Consider the following 17,985-nt stretch of genomic DNA (forward strand, 5'->3'; position numbering starts at 1 on the left):
GCCTGGGCCCGATGAGCGCGTCTCCCACGATGCCGTCGGCGTGTGTCAGCCGGGCTGCTGCACCCGTTAGAGTGTTGCCGTGGGGGACAACAGACGATCGAAGCGCACGCTACTGCGACGACGCCGGCGCTGGCCGTGGATCACGCTGGGAGCACTGTTTCTGGTGGTCACGCTCGCGTTCGGCGGCATCATTTTCGGCGGAGCCCAGCTGCTCCTCACCCCGCACCACGGCATGACCACCGCGGCTGGTACCGTGATCGCCCTCGATGCTGCGGGAGATGGCGCTGGAGATGACCAGCAGATCACCCTCAAGAAGTCAGCGGTTACCGAGCGAGTCGGCACCTACGGTCTGCAGTGGGCAGCGGATGCTGGCACCTCCGCAACGGCCGGTACCGCGACGATCGGGCCGGTCATCTCCAGCACCGCCGACACCGTCGTGCGCCCGATTTCGAATATCCAGGGCACGCTCAGCGTCGGAACGGCCGTGGCGCTCAACCCGAACATCTACACCGGCGACCCAGAGACGAGTCTCGGCATCCCGTTCAGCACCGTCGATGTGGACGGCGATCTCGGAACGATGCCGGCCTGGCAGGTCGAGGGAACCGGCACGACCTGGGTGCTCTTCGTGCACGGGATCGACGGCCTCAAGCAGAGCGCGCTGCGCCCCCTGCCCACCCTGGTTTCCGCGGGTCTGCCAACCCTCGTGATCAGCTATCGCAATGACACTGACGCGCCGGCCAGCCCGAACGGCCTGATACACCTCGGCGAAACCGAGTGGCACGACCTCGATTCCGCTGCTGCCTATGCGCTCACGCAGGGTGCGACCGACTTCATTCTCTACGGAGACTCCATGGGCGGCAGCATGGTCACCCAGTTCATGCACCAATCGGAATATGCGCCGAAGGTCGTCGGAATGGTGCTGGATGCGCCCGTGCTCAACTGGGCGGGTGTGCTGCAGGGGCAGGCCGATCGGTTGCATGTCGGGTTTCTCGGCGGGGCCCTGAAGGCCGTCGTCTCGTGGCGCGGCGACATCGACCTCGGAATGCTCAACGAACTCACGCAGACCGAGACGTTCGAGAACTTGCCGATTCTGCTCTTTCAAGGGCTCGCCGACCCGCTCGTGCCTCCGGCCGAAAGCCAGCAGTTCGCGGAGGCGTTGCCGCTGGCGACCTACGTGCCGGTGCCGGATGCCGGCCACATCCAGAGCTGGAACGTCGATCCGGCGAGCTACGAAGCGCACCTGGCGACGTTTCTCGCTTCCTTAGCTCCCGTCGCGGAGATCCCGGACGGCTGAGCGGCTGAAACGGATCTCGTTGAAGAGGGCGACGCAGCTCTGACCCATCGGCGCCTGTGAGAGAAAGCCGACGTGCACCGGCGTGGTGGTCGCCAGACGAAACAGCCTGACGAAATCCCAGGTGATCCCGTCAGCCGAGGCGTGAAAGGCCCAGGCGGGTCCGGTGCGGGTGATGCGCAGATACACCGCATCTGACGTGACGATCGACGAGTTGCAATCGTCGGAGTACTCGTTGGTGACCACGCTGACGACCATCGGCTGGCCGGCGGGGGAGTACTCGAAGCAGAGCTTCGCCCAGTGGTCGGAATCTGACCACAGGGCGAGCACGCCGGCGTCGAAGGTTGTTCGCTGCCCGTCGTGCTGCCCGCCGACCCGCACCCGCGCCGAGAGCGAGAACTCGGCCGGCGCCTCGAAACCGAGCAGGCTCGCATCCGTTTGGCGACTACCGCCCACTGAATCGTTGGACCAGTCAACACCGGGCTCGGCGACCACGGTGAGCTGACCGCGGTCGTGGTCGAAGCTGGCCGCGCCGTTCTGCGGCACCCAGGTGAGACCGGGAAGCGGTCCAACGCTGATCGGCTGACCCGTCGTGTTCGAGTCGGCGGCGTTCAGGTCGACGGTGTTTGAGTCGCCGACGTTCAGGTCGGTGGGGTTCAGGCCGCTGATGTTCATCAGAAGTCAGTGTGCCCCAAATCGGCTTCCGCCACGAAACGCACGATCGGCTCTCTGGCCCCGGTGAGTTCGAAGACCACGATCTCGTTGTCGCCGGCGCGCAGCAACGGGCCTGGCACGTAGAGCGTCGACTGCGGCCCGCGGCTCCAGTAGCGGCCGAGGTTGAAACCGTTGATCCAGACCTGACCCTTGCCCCAGCCTGATGTGCTGAGAAAGAGGTCGGTTCCGGCGACGGCATCGAAGCGACCACGCGCGAACGTGGGGGCGTCGATCGGCGCACCGCCGGCATCCGTGAATAGCCCGTTCAACGCGTCGAACCTGTCGACTGCATCGAGCCGGAGCGGCAGCACCTGCCAGCCGCGAAGCTCACCGTCGGCGAGGTGAACCGGGCCGAGGCGAACGGGGCCGATCAGACCCTTGTGCTCACCGATGCGCTGCCCGTAGTTCACCCGGCCCTGATCTTCGACGAGGATGTCGAGACGCCCACGCCGCCCGGCCGGCAGACAGGCTGTTCGATCGTGATGGTCACGCTGCAGCACGGCCACCGGGTTCTCATCGAGGAAGAGTTGGGCGCGATCCCGCACCTCGCCGAATGACAGGCTCGTGCTCGTGCCGGTGTCGACTTCGGCGCGGTAAAGCATGAATCCGCTGTAGTGGCCGACCTCGTCGGTGGTGGGCAGCGCATCGGTGGCCACCCAGTCGCCGAGGCTGTCGGCGGCATCCCAGAGCGACACGCGCTCGTCGAGGGCGACACTGAATTCGGGCGCCGGCGTCGCCGCGGCTGGAACCTCGTCAGGCACGCTGGCGTAGCGCGAGATGACCTCGCGGAATGCCCAGAACTTGGGACCGGGGTCTCCGGATTCGGTGAGCGGCGCGTCGTAGTCGTACGACGTGGTCGTCGGTTGAAAGACTCCCTTGTCGTTGGCGCCGTTGGTGAAGCCGAAGTTGGTTCCGCCGTGGAACATGTAGAGGTTCACGGATGCCCCGGTGGCGAGCAGCTCGTCGAGCTCGCGAGCCGAGTCGGCGGCCGAGGTGGTGTGGTGGTGTGCGCCCCAGTGGTCGAACCAGCCATTCCAGAACTCGGCACACATCAGCGGACCGGTCGGCTGGTGCGCGCGCAGTGTGGCGAGGCGTTCGATGGCCCGTGAGCCGAACGAGCCGGTCTTGTGCAGTTCGGGCAGGCTGCCATCGGAAAGCATCTGGTCGGTCGGCTGGTCGATGGTGGTCAGCGGCACGGTGATTCCCGCCGCGCGGTTGAGATCGACGAGCGCCTGCAGGTAGCCCTTGTCGGCGCCGTATGCGCCGTACTCGTTCTCGATCTGCACCAGGATGACCGGGCCGCCGCGGTCGATCTGACGTTCGGCGACGATCGGCAGCAGCTGGTCGAAGTACTCGCTGACGGCAGCGAGGTAGCCGGGCTCGTTGCGACGCACCCCCACTGACTCATCGAGAAACAGCCAGGCCGGCAGCCCGCCGTTGTCCCACTCCGCACAGATGAACGGGCCGGGGCGCACGATGGCATACATACCTTCGGCGGCAACCAGGTCGAGAAAGCGGGCCAGGTCGAGCTGCCCGTCGAGGTGAAACTCCCCGCGTGCCGGGGCGTGAGCATTCCACGCGACGTAGGTCTCGATGGTGTTCAGCCCCATCAGCCGTGCCTTGTGGATGCGATCGGCCCAGTGGTCGGGGTGCACCCGAAAGTAGTGCAGCGCGCCGGAGAGCACCCGAAAGGGCTCACCGTCGAGCAGAAAGTCGGTCTCGCCAATAGTGAATTCAGCCACGGTTGTTTTCTTTCGCCTCGCGCATGACACCTGCGTCGCGTGCGCGCAAGCGCACGATCGACCAGGAGAGTGGGGGAAGTTCGGCTTGCAGATGGCGGCCGTCGCCGCTCAGAGTGACGCCCGTCAGCGCAACCGGCACGACGGCATCCGGGTGCACCTCAGTGTTCGAGGTGAACCGGTCGCCATCTGCTGGGGCATGGATGCTCTGCGCAGCCAGCACCGAGTCGGCGGGGGCGCCGGTCAGGTCGACGCTGAGTGTGAGCGGTTCGGTGAGCGAGCGGTTGACCAGAAAGAGCACGACATCGGCGTCGTCGGCGGTGACGGCGACATCGAGCAGATCGACGGCGCCGTAGCGCACGGTGTCGACGCGTTCGCAGTCGACCTCAGCCCGCAACACGTTGCCGCGGGCGGCAGCCGCGGTCAGCGCGAAGGGGTGGAAGGTGGTTTGCCGCCAGGCCGGTCCGCCCGGCTCTGAACGAATCGGGGCGATCACATTGACCAACTGGGCCAGGTTCGCCATCGAGACCCGGTCGGCGTTGCGGAGCAACGAGTTCAACAGCGAGCCGACGACGACCGCATCCGTGACGCTGTACTCGTCTTCGATGATCCGCGGGTGTTCTACCCAGTCGCCGGTGAGCAGCGGATGCTTGTCAACGGTGTTGAAGCGGGTCTGGTACCAGACGTTCCATTCGTCGACGCTGATGCCGATGGTCTTGTCGAGATTCTTGCTCTCGAGCACGTCGTCGATGATCGCTGCGACGGCACCGATGTAGCGGTCGAGGCCGACCGCAGAGGCAAGAAAACTGTCGACGTCGCCGTCGAGTTCCTCGTAGTAGGCATGAAGTGAGATGTGCTCGACGAGCTCGGCGGTGTGCTCGAGAACGGTTCGTTCCCAGCTGCCGAAGGTGGGCATCTCCGCGTTCGAGCTGCCGGCGGCGACGAGCTCGATGGTGGGGTCGACCCATTTCATGACGCGGGCGGTCTCGGCGGCGAGGCGTCCGTACTCCTCAGCCGTCTTGTGGCCGATCTGCCAGGGGCCGTCCATCTCGTTGCCGAGGCACCAGAGGGTGATCCCGAACGGCTCGGCACGGCCGTCGGCGCGACGAGCGTCGGAGAGCGCGGTGCCGGCCGGGTGATTCGAATACTCGAGCAGTGCCGCGGCATCCTCGATGCCACGCGTACCGAGGTTCACCGCCTGCATGATCTCGACGCCGGCCTGGTCTGCCCAGTCGGCGAACTCGTGCAGGCCGACCTGATTGGTCTCGATGCTGTGCCAGGCGAGGTCGAGCCGAACCGGTCGCTCGCCCCGCGGGCCGACGCTGTCTTCCCAGCGGAATCCGGAGACGAAGTTGCCGCCTGGGTAACGGATGATGCTCGGCCCGAGTTCACGCACGAGGTCGAGCACATCTTGGCGAAACCCGTCGAAGTTGGCGGTGGGGTGCTCTGGCTCGTAGATGCCCGTGTAGACCGAGCGGCCCATATGTTCGACAAATGAGCCGAAGAGGCGAGCAGAAACGGGGGCGACGATCTCAGTGCGATCGATGCGAAGCCGGGCAGTGGCCACAGTGAAGTCCTTTTGGTGTGCTGTGCGTGCTGTGCGTGTGCTGAAACGTGCGGGCGTGACCATCGGAGAACGGCCGCGCCCGCACGTTGTGTTGCTGTATTACTTGCTGGTGACCGTGAAGCCCTGCTCGGTTCCGTAGGCAGCGGATGCCTTCTGCCAAGCGGTGAGACCGGCATTCAGGTCGGTCTTGTTGGCGTAGGCCTGGCCGACGGTGTCGCCGAAGATGCTGTTCGAGTACACCTGGAAGGGCAGGTAGCTCCAGCCGGGAACGACGTCCTTGGCCGACTGCACGAGAACCTGGTTGATCTTCTGACCGCCGAAGTAGTCGCTTTCCTGGTTGAGGAATGCGTCAGACTCGAGGTCGGCGGTGGTCGACGGGAAGCCGCCGGCCTTCAGAGAGATCTGCGTTCCGGCACCGGCGTTCATGAAGTCGAGGAACCCGGCGGCAACGAGCTTGTTCTTGCTCTGCTTGAGGATTGCGTCTCCGCCGCCACCATTCTCGGCGCTGGCCGGCACGCCGGCTTCGAAGGTGGGCAGCGGTGCGACGCGCCAGTCACCGGATGCCTGCGGCACGCCGGATTCCAGGTTGCCTGGCATCCAGGCGCCGATGGCCAGGGTGGCGATGGTTCCGTCGCCGAGGCCCTTGTACCATTCGTCGCTCCACGACGAGATCGGGGCGACGAGGTCACCCTGGATCAGCTGGTTCCACGTGTCGGCGAACTTCTTCGAGCCCTCATCCTGCAGGTTGATCGAGACATCCGTGCTGTTGGTGGTCGTGTAGGGCTGACCGCCGGCCTGCCAGATCATGCTGGTGGTGAAGCCGGCGTCGCCGGTGTCGTTGGTGATGTACGCGTTGGGGTCTGCAGCGTGCAGCTTCTTGGCGCTGTCGACATACTCGGCCCAGGTGGTGGGCACGGTGAGCCCGTACTTGTCGAAGACGGTCTTGTTGTAGAACAGCGCCATCGGGCCCGAGTCCTGCGGCAGGGCGTAGACGCCGCCGTTCAAGTTCACCGAACCCCACGTGCTGGCGGTGTACTTGTCTTTGAGGTCGCTGAAACCGAAGTCGGAGAGATCGGTGAGCGAATCAGAGAGCGCGAACTGGGGGAGGGCGTAGTACTCGATCTGCGCGACATCCGGGGCGCCGGAGCCGGCCTTGATCGCATTCTGCAGCTTGATGTACTGGTCGTTGCCGGTGCCGGCGTTGACGACCTTCACCTTCACCTTGGGGTATTTGGCCTCGAAGGCCTTCGCGACGTCGACGACGGCGGGGGCCCAGGCCCAGACGGTGATCGTCGAGTCTTTCTGCAGCGCTGCTTCGATGTCCTTCGACGTGCCGGTCTCGGCACTGCCGGCTCCGGTGGATGAACAGGCGACCAGCGAGGCGCTGAGCGCGATGCCCGTCGCGACGATGGCGACGGTGCGACGCAGCCGGCCTCGGGTGCTGTGGAGTGCATTCATGATGTGCCTTTCACTTCCTTGTAATCGGATTGGGCAAGGGATGCCCGTGGAGAGGGTGGTGCGGATGCATGCGCGTACTCTCCGTGACGCATGAAGATGGGTGGAGCAGGTATGGGTGGAGTAGGTAGGGGAGACGGCCTGCCTAGGCTTTGACGCTTCCGGCCGCGAGACCGGACTGCCAGAACCGCTGCAAGAAGAGGAACGCGACGACGATGGGAACGATCGTGAGCAGCGAGCCGGTGATCACCAGGTTGTAGATGGCGTCGCCACCCACCGTCTGGGCCTGCTGATTCCACTGGTTCAGGCCGACCGTCAGCGGATACCAGGTGGGTTCGCTGAGCATGATGAGCGGGAGGAAGTAGTTGTTCCAGGTCGCCACGACGGTGAAGAGCAGAACCGTCACCAAGCCGGGCGCGAGCAGGCGCAGCGAGATCGTGAAGAAGGTGCGGAACTCGCCTGCACCATCCATTCGTGCGGCCTCGAGCACCTCGGTCGGCACCGCATCCGCCGCGTAAGTCCAGATCAGGTAGAGACCGAACGGGCTGATCAACGAGGGCAGGATGATCGCCCACGGGGTGTTGGTCAGGCCCATTTGGCTGAACATCAAGAAGGTCGGCACCGCGAGGGCGGTTCCCGGAATCGCGACGGCGCCCAGCACCACGGCGAAGACGGCCTTCTTGCCCGGAAAGTTGAACTTGGCCAGGCCGTAGCCGCCAAGTGCGGCCAGGAACGTGGCTCCGCCCGCCCCGACGACAACATAGAGCAGGGTGTTGCCGAACCAGCGGATGAAGACGCCGTTGTCATAGCTGAGCGTCTGGGCGATGTTGTCGAAGAGCGAGAACGGGCCGCTGAACCAGAGGCCGAACGAGGTCATCAGTTCCGACTGCGTTTTGGTCGAACCGACGAGTAGCCAGAACAGCGGGAGCAGGCTGTAGATCACGATGATCGTCATCACAATCGTCAAGACGATCGACGTGCGCTTGTGAGCGTTGATCCCCGTCTTCGAGCGCGCGTAGCGAGACATCCGTGCCGGAGTGCCTCGTTCGTCGGTGCTCGCACCAGCTGGTGAAAGAGCTGTGGTGGGGGTCGGGATGTCGGCGGGTGCGGTGGTCATCTCAGACCTCCTTTCGGGAACCGGAAAGTTGAACGACGTAGGCGATGATGGCCGTGGCGAGGCCGACGATGATCGCGATCGTGGCCGAGTAGTTGTACTGCTGACCCGAGAACGACAGGTTGTAGGCGTACATGTTCGGCGTGAAGTAGGTGCTGATCGCGTTGGGGGCGAGCGACTTGAGAATGTTGGGCTCGTTGAACAGCTGGAAGCTGCCGATGATCGAGAAGATGGTGCCGATCACGATGGCCGGGCGGAGGGCCGGCAGCTTGATGCTGCGGATGATGCGGAACGTTCCTGCGCCATCCAGTTCGGCCGCCTCGAAGAGGTCGCCGGGGATCACCCGGAGCGCTGCATAGAAGAGGAGCATGTTGTAGCCCACGAACTCCCAGGTCACGATGTTGCCGATCGAGGCGAGAATCCAGCTGCTCGAGAGCGGTGCGGGAAGGGTGATCCCGAAGAAGTCGTTGAGGTTGCCGACGAGCCCGAACTGGGTGCCGTACATGAAGCCCCACATCAGGGTGGCGACCACGGCCGGCACCGCGTAGGGCAGAAAGATGGCGATGCGGAAGAACGACGAGAAGCGCAGCCGGGCGCTGTCGATGGCGAGGGCTGCGACCAAGGCGAGCACCAGCATGATCGGAACCTGCACGATGAGAAAGAGCACGATGCGGCCGAGCGAGTCCCAGAGCTTCGGATCGGTGAGCGCCTGGCCGTAGTTGGCGAGGCCGACGAAGGAGTTGCCGCCGATGAGCTGCTCTTTGAAGAGGCTCAGATAGATGGAATAGATCACCGGCGCGATGAAGATGAGCGCAAAGACGATCATGAACGGGCCGACGAACTTCCAGCCGGACCAATCGAGCTTCTGCTTGCGTTTCTGCGTGCGCGAAGTGCCCGGTGAACGCGCGGTGCGCACCGCCCCCGGTTCGGGGGCCGTGTCGTGAGGCTGTGACAACGTCGTCATGCGTGCTTTCTCGCTAATCTGTTGGAGACCGCGCCCCTGTTCGAATCTGCCCAGGTGACGGGGCAGATGGTCTGAAACGGAGGCCACTGCATGTTTACGTAAACATGCAGTAGGAACACGGTAGCATGTTTACGTAAACATGGAAGAGTGGTTCACAGATGACCGACACAAAAAGTGCTTCGACGGCGTCGACACCCCCGGTGCCGAGCCAGCCACGCACGCGCATTGCGGCGCGGCGCGGGCCGTCGATGGCGGATGTCGCCGGGCGCGCCGGAGTGTCGTCGCAGACGGTGTCGCGTGTCTCAAACGGGATGACCAACGTCGACGTGGCGACCCGCGACCGGGTGCTCGCGGCCATGGACGAGCTGGGCTACCGCCCGAACAGTGCGGCGCGCGCGTTGAAAACCGGCCGCTTCCGGTCGATCGGCGTGATCATGTTCACCCTGTCGACCTTCGGAAATATGCGCACCCTCGACGCGATTGCCACCGCATCCGCTGAGGCCGACTACTCAATCACCCTGATTCCGGTGGCGCTGCCCACGCAGGGCGAGGTCGCTGGTGCTGTTTCCCGGCTGAGCGAGCAGGCCATCGACGGCATTGTCATCATCATGGAAGCCCATATGCTCGACCGCGCCGACATCACGCTGCCTGAGGGTCTTCCCGTGGTGATCGTCGATTCGGATGCCGGTTCGCGCTACACCGTCGTCGACGCCGACCAGGCGCAGGGCGCACGTCTGGCCACCGAGCACCTGTTGGACCTCGGTCACCGTTCGGTGTGGCACATTGCCGGGCCAAAGTCGTCGTTCTCGGCGGTGCGGCGCACCGACTCTTGGCGTCAGACGTTGCACGAGCACCGCATCGAGGCGCCGGAGGTGCTCTACGGCGATTGGTCGGCGGAGTCCGGCTACCGTCACGGGCTCGCTCTCGGCGCCCGCCCGGAGGTCACCGCAATCTTCGCGGCCAACGACCAGATGGCGCTCGGCGTGCTGCGGGCGCTCCACGAACTCGGCCGCGCGGTGCCCGAGTCGGTCAGCGTCGTCGGATTCGACGACACCGAGGAGGCGAGTTCGTTCTGGCCGCCCCTCACCACGGTGCACCAGGACTTCAGCGAGGTCGGTCGGCTCTGCATCGCCGCGTTGCTGCACGAGATTGAAACCACGTCACACGAGACGGGAACGACGATTGTGCCGACCCGACTCGTGGTGCGGGAGAGTACGGCTCCGGTCAGCTGACCTGCCGTTCTCGGTGGTCGAGGAGCGCGACCTGCGAGCCTCATCGACAGGCTCGGCGGATTGCTTGAGACGCAGAGTCGCTGGCGCACCCTCGCTTCCCGAGCATCAGAAGGCTGTCGCGCGCGTCGGGCGCCGCTCCGCGCGCCGGCGCCAACCCGCGCCGCGGCATCCAGCCCGCGCCGCGGCATCCAACCCGCGCCGCGGCATCCGACCCGCGCCGCGGCATTCGCCTGCCGAATCTGGCGCCACGAGGGTCGAAAACCGCCGCGCCGACCGAACTCAGTAGGCATCGCGGTATTCAACCCTCGTCATGCGAAACGGGCGACCAGCAAGAAGCGCGCGCTCAGACGAGCACATCCGCAATCCCAGGGTTGAGCCGCTCGGCTAGCCGCCGACGTAGGCCGCCAGATACTCCCCGGTGAGGGTCGACCGGTCCGCAACGAGGTCGGCCGGTGTGCCCTCAAAGACGATCTTTCCGCCGTCGTGGCCCGCGCCGGGTCCGATGTCGATGATCCAGTCGGCGTGCGCCATGACCGCCTGGTGGTGCTCGATCACGATCACCGATTTGCCGGAGCCGACGAGTCGGTCGAGCAGGCCGAGTAGGTGCTCGACGTCGGCCAGGTGCAGGCCGGTGGTCGGCTCGTCGAGCACGTAGACGTCGCCCTTCTCACCCATCTGACTGGCCAGTTTCAACCGCTGGCGCTCGCCGCCCGACAGGGTCGGCAGCGGCTGACCCAGGCTGAGGTAGCCGAGCCCCACATCGACGAGGCGGTGCAGGATGGCGTGCGCGGCCGGGGTGCGCGCGTCACCGGCGCTGAAGAACTCCTCGGCTTCGGTCACGCTCATCGCGAGCACTTCGCTGATGTCGCGGCCGCCGAGCTTGTATTCGAGAACGGATGCCTGGAATCGCTTGCCCTCGCACTCCTCGCAGATCGTGGACACAGGGGCCATCATCGCCAAATCGGTGTAGATGACGCCGGCGCCGTTGCAGGTGGGGCAGGCACCCTCAGAGTTGGAGCTGAACAGGGCCGGCTTGACGCCGTTGGCCTTCGCAAACGCCTTGCGGATCGGCTCGAGCAGCCCGGTGTAGGTCGCCGGGTTGCTGCGCCGAGAGCCGCGGATGGCCCCCTGGTCAATTGTCACCACGCCCTCTCCAGCTGAGACCGACCCGTGAATGAGGGAGCTCTTGCCGGAGCCTGAGACGCCGGTGACGACGACCAACACGCCGAGCGGGATGTCGACGTCGACGTTCTGCAGGTTGTGCATCGTCGCGCCGCGCACATCCAGGGTTCCATTCGGCGCGCGCACCGTCTCTTTGAGAGCGGCGCGGTCGTCGAAATGGCGGCCGGTGAGGGTGCCGCTGGCGCGCAGGCCGTCGACGGTTCCTTCGAAGCAGACCGTGCCACCCCCCGTGCCGGCGCGGGGGCCGAGGTCGACGATGTGGTCGGCGATCGCGATCGTCTCCGGCTTGTGCTCGACCACGAGCACCGTGTTGCCCTTGTCGCGCAACTGCAGCAGCAAGGTGTTCATCCGCTGGATGTCGTGCGGGTGGAGCCCGATCGTCGGCTCGTCGAAGACGTAGGTGATGTCGGTGAGCGACGACTCCAGGTGACGAATCATCTTCGTGCGCTGGGCCTCGCCGCCCGAGAGCGTGCCAGACGGACGCTCGAGTGAGAGGTACCCCAGTCCGATCCCCACGAAAGAATCGAGGGTCAGCTGCAGCGTTTCGATCAACGGCGCCACCGAGGGATCATCGAAGTCGCGCACCCATTCGGCCAGGTCGCTGATCTGCATCGCGCAGACATCCGCGATGCTGAGGCCTCTGATCTTCGAGGAGCGGGCGCCCTCATTCAGCCGGGTTCCCTGGCAGTCGGGGCAGGTCGTGTAGGTGACGGCCCGGTCGACGAAGGCGCGGATGTGCGGCTGCATCGACTCTTTGTCTTTGCTGAGCATCGACTTCTGGATGCGGGGGATGAGCCCCTCATAGGTCATGTTGATGCCGGCGATCTTCATGCGCACGGGCTCTTTGTAGAGAAAGTCGTGAAGCTCGGACTTTGTGAAGTCACGGATCGGTTTTGTCGCGTCGAAGAATCCCGATTCCTTGTAGAGGCGCATGTTCCAGCCGCCCGCGTTGTAGCCGGGAACGGTGAGCGCGCCCTCGTCGAGCGACTTGCTGTCGTCATAGAGCTGGGTCAGATCGAGATCGGTCACGCTGCCGACGCCCTCACAGCGCGGGCACATGCCGCCGGTGATCGAGAAGCTGCGTCGCTCCTTTACCTTTTCTCCGCCTCGCTCGATGGTGATGGCGCCTGCGCCGCTCACCGAGGCGACGTTGAACGAGAAGGCCTGGGATGAGCCGATGTGCGGCTGGCCGAGCCGGCTGAAGACAATGCGCAGCATCGCGTTGGCGTCGGTGACGGTGCCGACGGTCGAGCGGGGGTTGGAGCCCATCCGCTCCTGGTCGACGATGATTGCCGTGGTCAGGCCCTCGAGCACGTCGACGTCCGGGCGCGACTGCGTCGGCATGAAGCCCTGCACGAAGGCGCTGTAGGTCTCGTTGATCATCCGCTGCGACTCGGCGGCGATCGTGCCGAAGACGAGCGAGCTCTTGCCCGAACCGGAGACCCCGGTGAACACCGTGAGTCGGCGCTTCGGAATTTCGACGCTGACCTCTTTGAGATTGTTCACGCGCGCGCCCTGCACCCGAATCAGATCGTGGGTGTCGGCAACGTGCAGTTCACGCGGCTGGGTGTCTTCGCTCGTGGCAATGCTCATCGTGTCTCCATCTATAAAGCCTGTAGAGCGGATGCGCCGGCGTGGTATTCGCGGGCATCGCGTGGCTTTATCTCGCCAGCTTCGAGCATACTTCTGGCTTACGAAAGTGGTGCGCTCGCGCCCGGAACGGCATGCCCCTGACCGGCACCGTCATCGGGGCGCAGCCTTCTCTCGCGGCGCTGATCGACGTGGGAATTATGTCATCATGCATGAATGAACACAGCGCGTGGGCGTGGGCGGCCGGCTGCCTCCTCGAAGGCCATCATCGAGCGCGCGGCGATCGAGCTGTTCCTCGAACACGGTTATGCCGAGACGACAATCCCGATGATCGCAGAAGCCAGCGGCGTGAGTCGAACCAGCGTCTTTCGGTATTGGGGCTCCAAGGCCGAGATCATCTGGGGCGAGTTCGACCGTCACACAAGCAACCTTGCTGAGGGGCTCCGCGTCAGCGATCAGGGGCAGCCGACAATGGCCGTCGTGCGTGCCGAGGTCGTGGCAAACCTCGGCCGTTCGATCGAGGATTCTCAGCTGTGGATGGAGCGTTTCGCGGTGCTTGACTCCTCCCGAGAACTTCGCTCTGAGGAGTCAGCGCATTGGATCGATTGGGCACACACTGTCGCGGCCTTTGTCGCGGAGAGGCACGGGTTGAGCGCAGACGGTGTCGTTGCGCAAAGCATTGGTGGCGCCGTCCAAGCGGGCTTTCTCGCGGTGCTTCGCGAATGGCGTCGCGCTGGTTCCGAGTGGCCAGAACGACCCACGTCCGCGCTTCTTGCTGAGCTCGACGAGGCGCTCACTCCGCTGGGTGAGGTTCTCCAAGAGTGGCTGAATCAGGTGCGTTGAGGCACACCGAGCAGGCGGTTCGAACCGCATGCCTGTATTTGTGGGACTGAGTACCTTTATACTGAAGGGGCCGTGAGATGTCTCGAAATTGAGCCACTGACGACTCGGAACGCCGATGGTGTCCCGACCGCGGAAGTAAGAGGAAGAAGGCCCTCATCATGGGGAAGCTGGACGGCAAAGTTGCCATTATCACTGGCGCAGCTCAGGGAATGGGCGCCGCGCATGTGCGCCGGTTCATCAAGGAGGGCGCGAAGGTCGTCCTCACCGACCTCAACACCCAGGGTGGCCAGGAACTCGCTGACGAAGTCGGCGAGAACGCCCTCTTCATCAAGCACGACGTCTCGTCTCTCGAAGAGTGGAAGTCGGTCGTTCAACAGGCTGAAGACACATTCGGCCCGGTGACGGTTCTCGTGAATAACGCCGGCATCCTCGGCCAGCTCGGCAACGTTGTCGACCTCGATCCGGAGGAGTACCTCAAGGTGATCGCTGTCAACCAGCACTCCCAGGTGTGGGGGATGAAGACGGTGATCCCGTCCATGCTGAAAGCCGGTGGTGGGGCGATCGTCAACATCAGCTCTACGGCGGGGATGGTCGCGGTGGTCGGCGCCCCGAACCTGGCGTATGTCGGGAGCAAGTTCGCGTCGCGCGGAATGACCAAGCAGGTCGCGGTCGAGTTCGGCCCCGAGCAGATCCGGGTGAACTCCGTGCACCCGGGCTACATCAAGACTCCGATGATGGCCGCCGCAACGGATGAGAACGGCGGCGGTATCGCCGAGGCCGTTCCGCTGCGCCGCATGGCGGAACCCGATGAGGTGTCAAGTCTGGTCGTTTTTCTCGCATCGGACGACTCGTCATACATCAGCGGAATGGAGCACGTCATCGACGGCGGTCTCACCGCTTCGTGACGCTTTCCTTCGCGTCGCCTCCGGCACCAGTGGCGCGGATGCGTGCGAACCCAGCGCGGCCGCCTGAGAAGTATCAGGCGGCCGCGTGCTCACCGTGGTTAGGCGCTCAACCGTGGGTAGTCGGTGTAGCCGACGGAGTCCGCGCCGTAGAACGTCGCAGCGTTCGGTTCATTCACCGGGTGCATGCCGTGCCAGCGCTCGACGAGGTCGGGGTTGGCGATGGCGAGGCGACCGATCGCGACGGCGTCGGCATCTGAATTCTCGACCAGGGCGATGGCTTCTTCGCGGGTGGTCACGGTGCCGAAGCCGCTGTTGGCGATGACCTTGCCACCGAATCGGGTGCGCAGATCCTGCACCAACTCACCGGTCGGTTCGTTGTGCAGCAGGCTCAGGTAGGCGAGGCCGAGCGGGGCGATGCCGTCGACGAGCGCGTCATAGGTGGCCTTCACATCCGCCTCATCGGTCTCAAAGACGTCCTGGATGTTGTGCATCGGCGAGAGGCGAATTCCGACGCGTCCGGCACCGATCGCATCCGCAACCGCCGTGGTCACCTCGACCGTGAATCGAGCGCGGTTCTCGGGGGACCCGCCGTAGTTGTCGTCGCGCTGGTTCGACACCGGCGAGAGAAACTGGTGAAGCAGGTAGCCATTTGCACTGTGCACCTCGACACCGTCGAGCCCGGCGTCGATCGCCTTCTTCGCTGCGGCCACGATTTCGTCACGGATGTCCGCGAGCTCGTCGGTCGTCAGGGCGTGAGGCACGGGATAGGCAACCTTGCCGGTCGCGGTGTGGGTTTCGCCGGCGATGGCAATGGCGCTCGGCGCCACAATCCGGTCGGTTCCGGTGATCTCGGTGTGGGAAACTCGCCCGCTGTGCATCAACTGCATGACAATCCGGCCGCCCTTGGCGTGCACGGCCTCGGCGACCCTGCGCCATCCGTCAACCTGCTCGTCGGTGACGATGCCGGGCTGGCCAGGGTAGGCGCGGGATTCGTGGGTCGGGTAGGTGCCTTCGGTGATGATGAGACCGATGCTGGAGCGCTGCGCGTAGTGTTCGACGACGAGGTCGTTCGGAACGCCTGATTCTCCGGAGCGCGTGCGTGTCAGCGGTGCCATCACGACGCGGTTGGGCAGGTGGAGGTCTCCGAGGGAGACGGGCGAGAAGAGATCCATTCAGTGCGGCCTTTCAGAGCGTGAGGTGGCGCTGCCGACGCAGCGTCACCTCTTTTCACAACGGCGTCGGCGGGGGCGCTATTCCATTGCTGTCCGGAGTGGCGTGGCGAGAGTCGGAGCTGGAGAAGGTCGGCGTCTGTGAACTGACTCACGGTGGGGCCATTGACAGTGCCCACTGGTGCGGAACTTAATGGGCGTTCCAGCGCAATCGCCCTGCCGCCCTCTCTCACCCGAAGGGGGTCGGTCGCGGGCGAACCCGAACGGAGCAGCACGATGTCGATGCAGCGAACCCGGCCGATGCCTCCTTCTCACGCGTCGAGCGCATCCGTTCGCAGCCGCTGGTTCGTCTGGCTGGCGACCGTGCTCGCGCTCGTGGTGATCGCGTCGGCGGGCATCGCCGATGGGATCACGGCGGCGCCGGCACGTGCCGCCGGCCCGGCGGTGATCACGCTGACCTTCGACGACGCCAACGCCGATCAGCTGACCGCGGCGTCGATCATGAAGACCAACGGGTTGCATGGCACCTTCTACATTCCGTCCGGCTACGTCAACCAGCCCGGCTACCTGACTGTGGCCAATCTGCAGACGCTCGTTGCCGGCGGCAACGAGATCGCCGGACACACCGTGACGCATCCGGACCTCGCCACCCTGCCGACCGCGGAGGCCACCCGCCAGGTGTGCAACGACCGGGTCAATCTGAGCAATTGGGGTTTCAGAATCACGAGCTTCGCGTATCCGTTCGCCTCGCTCACCCCGGCGACCGAGACGATCGTGAAGAACTGCGGGTACAACAGTGCCCGCGGACTCGGTGACATTCAGACGCGGTTCGGCTGCACCGGCTGCGACCTCACCGAGTCGATCCCACCTGCCGACCCATACCTCACGCAGGCGCCCGACGAAATCGACAACACCTGGACCCTCGCCGACCTGCAGAAGACGGTCACGCAGGCCGAGGCCGCCGGCGGGTGGATGCAGTTGACCTTTCACCACATCGGCCCGGCCAGCTCCGACCCGCTGACCGTCTCGCCGGCTCTGTTCACCCAATTCGCCGCCTGGCTCAAAGCGCGCCCGGCCACAACGACGGTCAAGACGGTCGACCAGGTGATCGGCGGCACCGTCAAGGCGCTCGTCTCCGGCCCGGTGGTGGCGCCCAAGCCCGTCGGAACGAACCTCATCGTGAATCCCGGGATCGAGACCCTGACGAACGGCGTGCCGCAGTGCTGGCAGAACGGCTTCTACGGCACGAACACTCCGACGTTCACGACGGTGACACCCGGGCACGCCGGAACCCGGGCAGCACAGTTGAAGGTGGCCGGGTATGCGAGTGGTGACGCGAAGTGGCTTCCGGCACTCGACCTGGGCGGATGCTCACCCACCGGAACGCCCGGACATAGCTACGCCCTCGCCGCCTGGTACAAATCCACCGCCCCCACCCAGTTCGAGGTGTATTACCGCACGGGGCTCGGATCGTGGACCTATTGGACCGCGAGCCCGTTCTTCGCCGGCTCAGCAAGCTATCTGAAGGCCGCGTGGACGACGCCGGCTCTGCCGGCCGGCGCGAGCGGGATCAGCTTCGGACTGAATCTCGTCAGCAACGGCACCCTCACGACTGACGACTATGAGATGTACGACGCCGTGGCGCCTCCCACCCCGACACCGCCGCCCGCCGGAACCAACCTGGTGCAGAACGCCAGTCTCGAGACGGCCGGAACCGGAACCACGCCGCAGTGCTGGCAGATCAGTGGATTCGGCACTAACACGCCAGCCTTCAGTACCGTGGCCACCGCGCACTCCGGTACCAAAGCGGAGCGTCTCGTCGTGTCGGCCTATGCGAGTGGTGACGCGAAACTCCTGCAGACGCTGGACGGGGGATCCTGCGCTCCGCCCGCCATCGCCGGGCACACCTACTCACTACGTGCCTGGTACACCTCAACGGCCGTGACCCAATTCGCCGTGTACTACCGCAATGCAGCGGGGGCGTGGGTCTACTGGACGTCGAGTCCCTGGTTCGCCGCGGCCACCGCGTACACCCAGGCGAGCTTCACGACGCCGGTGCTGCCGGCCGGTGCCACCGCGATCAGCTTCGGGCTCAACCTGTTCAACAACGGCACTCTGATCACCGACGACTACGCGATGTATGACACGGTGGGTGCGCCCGCGCTGAACTGACGGCGTTGCCTGCCTGGCCGCTGGCAGTCTGCCGGCTGGTTACCGCCG

The 17,985-nt window shown here is 65.0% G+C and carries 13 protein-coding genes; 5 read left to right on the forward strand and 8 right to left on the reverse strand.

Annotated features, from left to right (window positions below):
• Positions 1–79: 79 nt before the first annotated feature.
• Positions 80–1,294 carry an alpha/beta hydrolase family protein gene (locus tag ABD791_RS01455; RefSeq protein WP_345061566.1) on the forward strand — a complete coding sequence of 405 codons (1,215 nt, stop codon included), beginning with the start codon at positions 80–82 and terminating at the stop codon, positions 1,292–1,294.
• Here ABD791_RS01455 and ABD791_RS01460 read toward each other — a convergent pair.
• From ABD791_RS01460 to ABD791_RS01485, 6 genes are all read right to left on the reverse strand, one after another.
• Entirely contained in the window at positions 1,262–1,966 is a 705-nt protein-coding gene (locus tag ABD791_RS01460; protein WP_345061568.1) for a DUF1349 domain-containing protein, read from the reverse strand. The two genes, ABD791_RS01455 and ABD791_RS01460, sit on opposite strands and share 33 nt — an antisense overlap.
• Positions 1,966–3,747, reverse strand: coding sequence for a glycoside hydrolase family 35 protein (locus ABD791_RS01465; protein ID WP_345061570.1), 1,782 nt, complete (start codon positions 3,745–3,747; stop codon positions 1,966–1,968). Before ABD791_RS01465 ends, ABD791_RS01460 begins: the two co-directional genes overlap by 1 nt.
• Entirely contained in the window at positions 3,740–5,311 is a 1,572-nt protein-coding gene (gene arfA, locus ABD791_RS01470; RefSeq protein ID WP_345061572.1) for an arabinosylfuranosidase ArfA, read from the reverse strand. The genes ABD791_RS01465 and arfA overlap by 8 nt, the downstream gene beginning before the upstream one ends.
• 99 nt (positions 5,312–5,410) lie before the next feature.
• Positions 5,411–6,769, reverse strand: a complete 1,359-nt coding sequence (locus tag ABD791_RS01475) for an ABC transporter substrate-binding protein (protein ID WP_345061574.1) — start codon at positions 6,767–6,769, stop codon at positions 5,411–5,413.
• A gap of 142 nt (positions 6,770–6,911) precedes the next feature.
• Entirely contained in the window at positions 6,912–7,793 is an 882-nt protein-coding gene (locus tag ABD791_RS01480) for a carbohydrate ABC transporter permease (protein ID WP_345064426.1), read from the reverse strand.
• Positions 7,794–7,884: 91 nt separating this feature from the next.
• Positions 7,885–8,844 carry a carbohydrate ABC transporter permease gene (locus ABD791_RS01485; RefSeq protein WP_345061576.1) on the reverse strand — a complete coding sequence of 320 codons (960 nt, stop codon included), beginning with the start codon at positions 8,842–8,844 and terminating at the stop codon, positions 7,885–7,887.
• A gap of 158 nt (positions 8,845–9,002) precedes the next feature.
• Between ABD791_RS01485 and ABD791_RS01490 the strand changes: the two genes are divergently transcribed.
• A complete protein-coding gene (locus ABD791_RS01490; RefSeq protein ID WP_345061578.1) occupies positions 9,003–10,076 on the forward strand; it encodes a LacI family DNA-binding transcriptional regulator in 1,074 nt (357 codons plus the stop codon).
• Positions 10,077–10,460: 384 nt separating this feature from the next.
• On the opposite strand, the gene ABD791_RS01495 is transcribed toward ABD791_RS01490, so the two are convergent.
• Positions 10,461–12,851: an ATP-binding cassette domain-containing protein gene (locus ABD791_RS01495; protein ID WP_345061579.1), complete on the reverse strand. Its 2,391-nt coding sequence runs from the start codon at positions 12,849–12,851 to the stop codon at positions 10,461–10,463.
• A gap of 213 nt (positions 12,852–13,064) precedes the next feature.
• Between ABD791_RS01495 and ABD791_RS01500 the strand changes: the two genes are divergently transcribed.
• Entirely contained in the window at positions 13,065–13,691 is a 627-nt protein-coding gene (locus tag ABD791_RS01500; RefSeq protein ID WP_345061581.1) for an acyl-CoA-like ligand-binding transcription factor, read from the forward strand.
• Between the two features lie 158 nt (positions 13,692–13,849).
• The gene (locus ABD791_RS01505) at positions 13,850–14,596 is read left to right on the forward strand and encodes an SDR family NAD(P)-dependent oxidoreductase (RefSeq protein ID WP_345061583.1); all 747 of its coding nucleotides are present in this window, start codon (positions 13,850–13,852) and stop codon (positions 14,594–14,596) included.
• A 98-nt stretch (positions 14,597–14,694) separates the two neighbouring features.
• Here ABD791_RS01505 and ABD791_RS01510 read toward each other — a convergent pair whose 3' ends face one another.
• Positions 14,695–15,768, reverse strand: coding sequence for an alkene reductase (locus tag ABD791_RS01510; RefSeq protein ID WP_345061585.1), 1,074 nt, complete (start codon positions 15,766–15,768; stop codon positions 14,695–14,697).
• A 273-nt stretch (positions 15,769–16,041) separates the two neighbouring features.
• On the opposite strand from ABD791_RS01510, the gene ABD791_RS01515 reads away from it, so the two are divergent.
• Positions 16,042–17,937 carry a polysaccharide deacetylase family protein gene (locus ABD791_RS01515; protein WP_345061587.1) on the forward strand — a complete coding sequence of 632 codons (1,896 nt, stop codon included), beginning with the start codon at positions 16,042–16,044 and terminating at the stop codon, positions 17,935–17,937.
• Positions 17,938–17,985 lie beyond the last annotated feature (48 nt).

This window comes from Glaciibacter kafniensis, assembly GCF_039538945.1.
Lineage (GTDB): Bacteria > Actinomycetota > Actinomycetes > Actinomycetales > Microbacteriaceae > Cryobacterium > Cryobacterium kafniensis.

What these genes read in the sequence shown, in the direction of transcription:
- ABD791_RS01495 (WP_345061579.1), bottom strand. Translation starts at nt 12,851, where the DNA reads ATGAGCATTGCCACGAGCGAAGACACCCAGCCGCGTGAACTGCACGTT.
- ABD791_RS01505 (WP_345061583.1), top strand. Translation starts at nt 13,850, where the DNA reads ATGGGGAAGCTGGACGGCAAAGTTGCCATTATCACTGGCGCAGCTCAG.
- ABD791_RS01485 (WP_345061576.1), bottom strand. Translation starts at nt 8,844, where the DNA reads ATGACGACGTTGTCACAGCCTCACGACACGGCCCCCGAACCGGGGGCG.
- ABD791_RS01480 (WP_345064426.1), bottom strand. Translation starts at nt 7,793, where the DNA reads ATGTCTCGCTACGCGCGCTCGAAGACGGGGATCAACGCTCACAAGCGC.
- ABD791_RS01475 (WP_345061574.1), bottom strand. Translation starts at nt 6,769, where the DNA reads ATGAATGCACTCCACAGCACCCGAGGCCGGCTGCGTCGCACCGTCGCC.
- ABD791_RS01500 (WP_345061581.1), top strand. Translation starts at nt 13,065, where the DNA reads ATGAACACAGCGCGTGGGCGTGGGCGGCCGGCTGCCTCCTCGAAGGCC.
- ABD791_RS01510 (WP_345061585.1), bottom strand. Translation starts at nt 15,768, where the DNA reads ATGGATCTCTTCTCGCCCGTCTCCCTCGGAGACCTCCACCTGCCCAAC.
- ABD791_RS01490 (WP_345061578.1), top strand. Translation starts at nt 9,003, where the DNA reads ATGACCGACACAAAAAGTGCTTCGACGGCGTCGACACCCCCGGTGCCG.
- ABD791_RS01460 (WP_345061568.1), bottom strand. Translation starts at nt 1,966, where the DNA reads ATGAACATCAGCGGCCTGAACCCCACCGACCTGAACGTCGGCGACTCA.
- ABD791_RS01515 (WP_345061587.1), top strand. Translation starts at nt 16,042, where the DNA reads ATGTCGATGCAGCGAACCCGGCCGATGCCTCCTTCTCACGCGTCGAGC.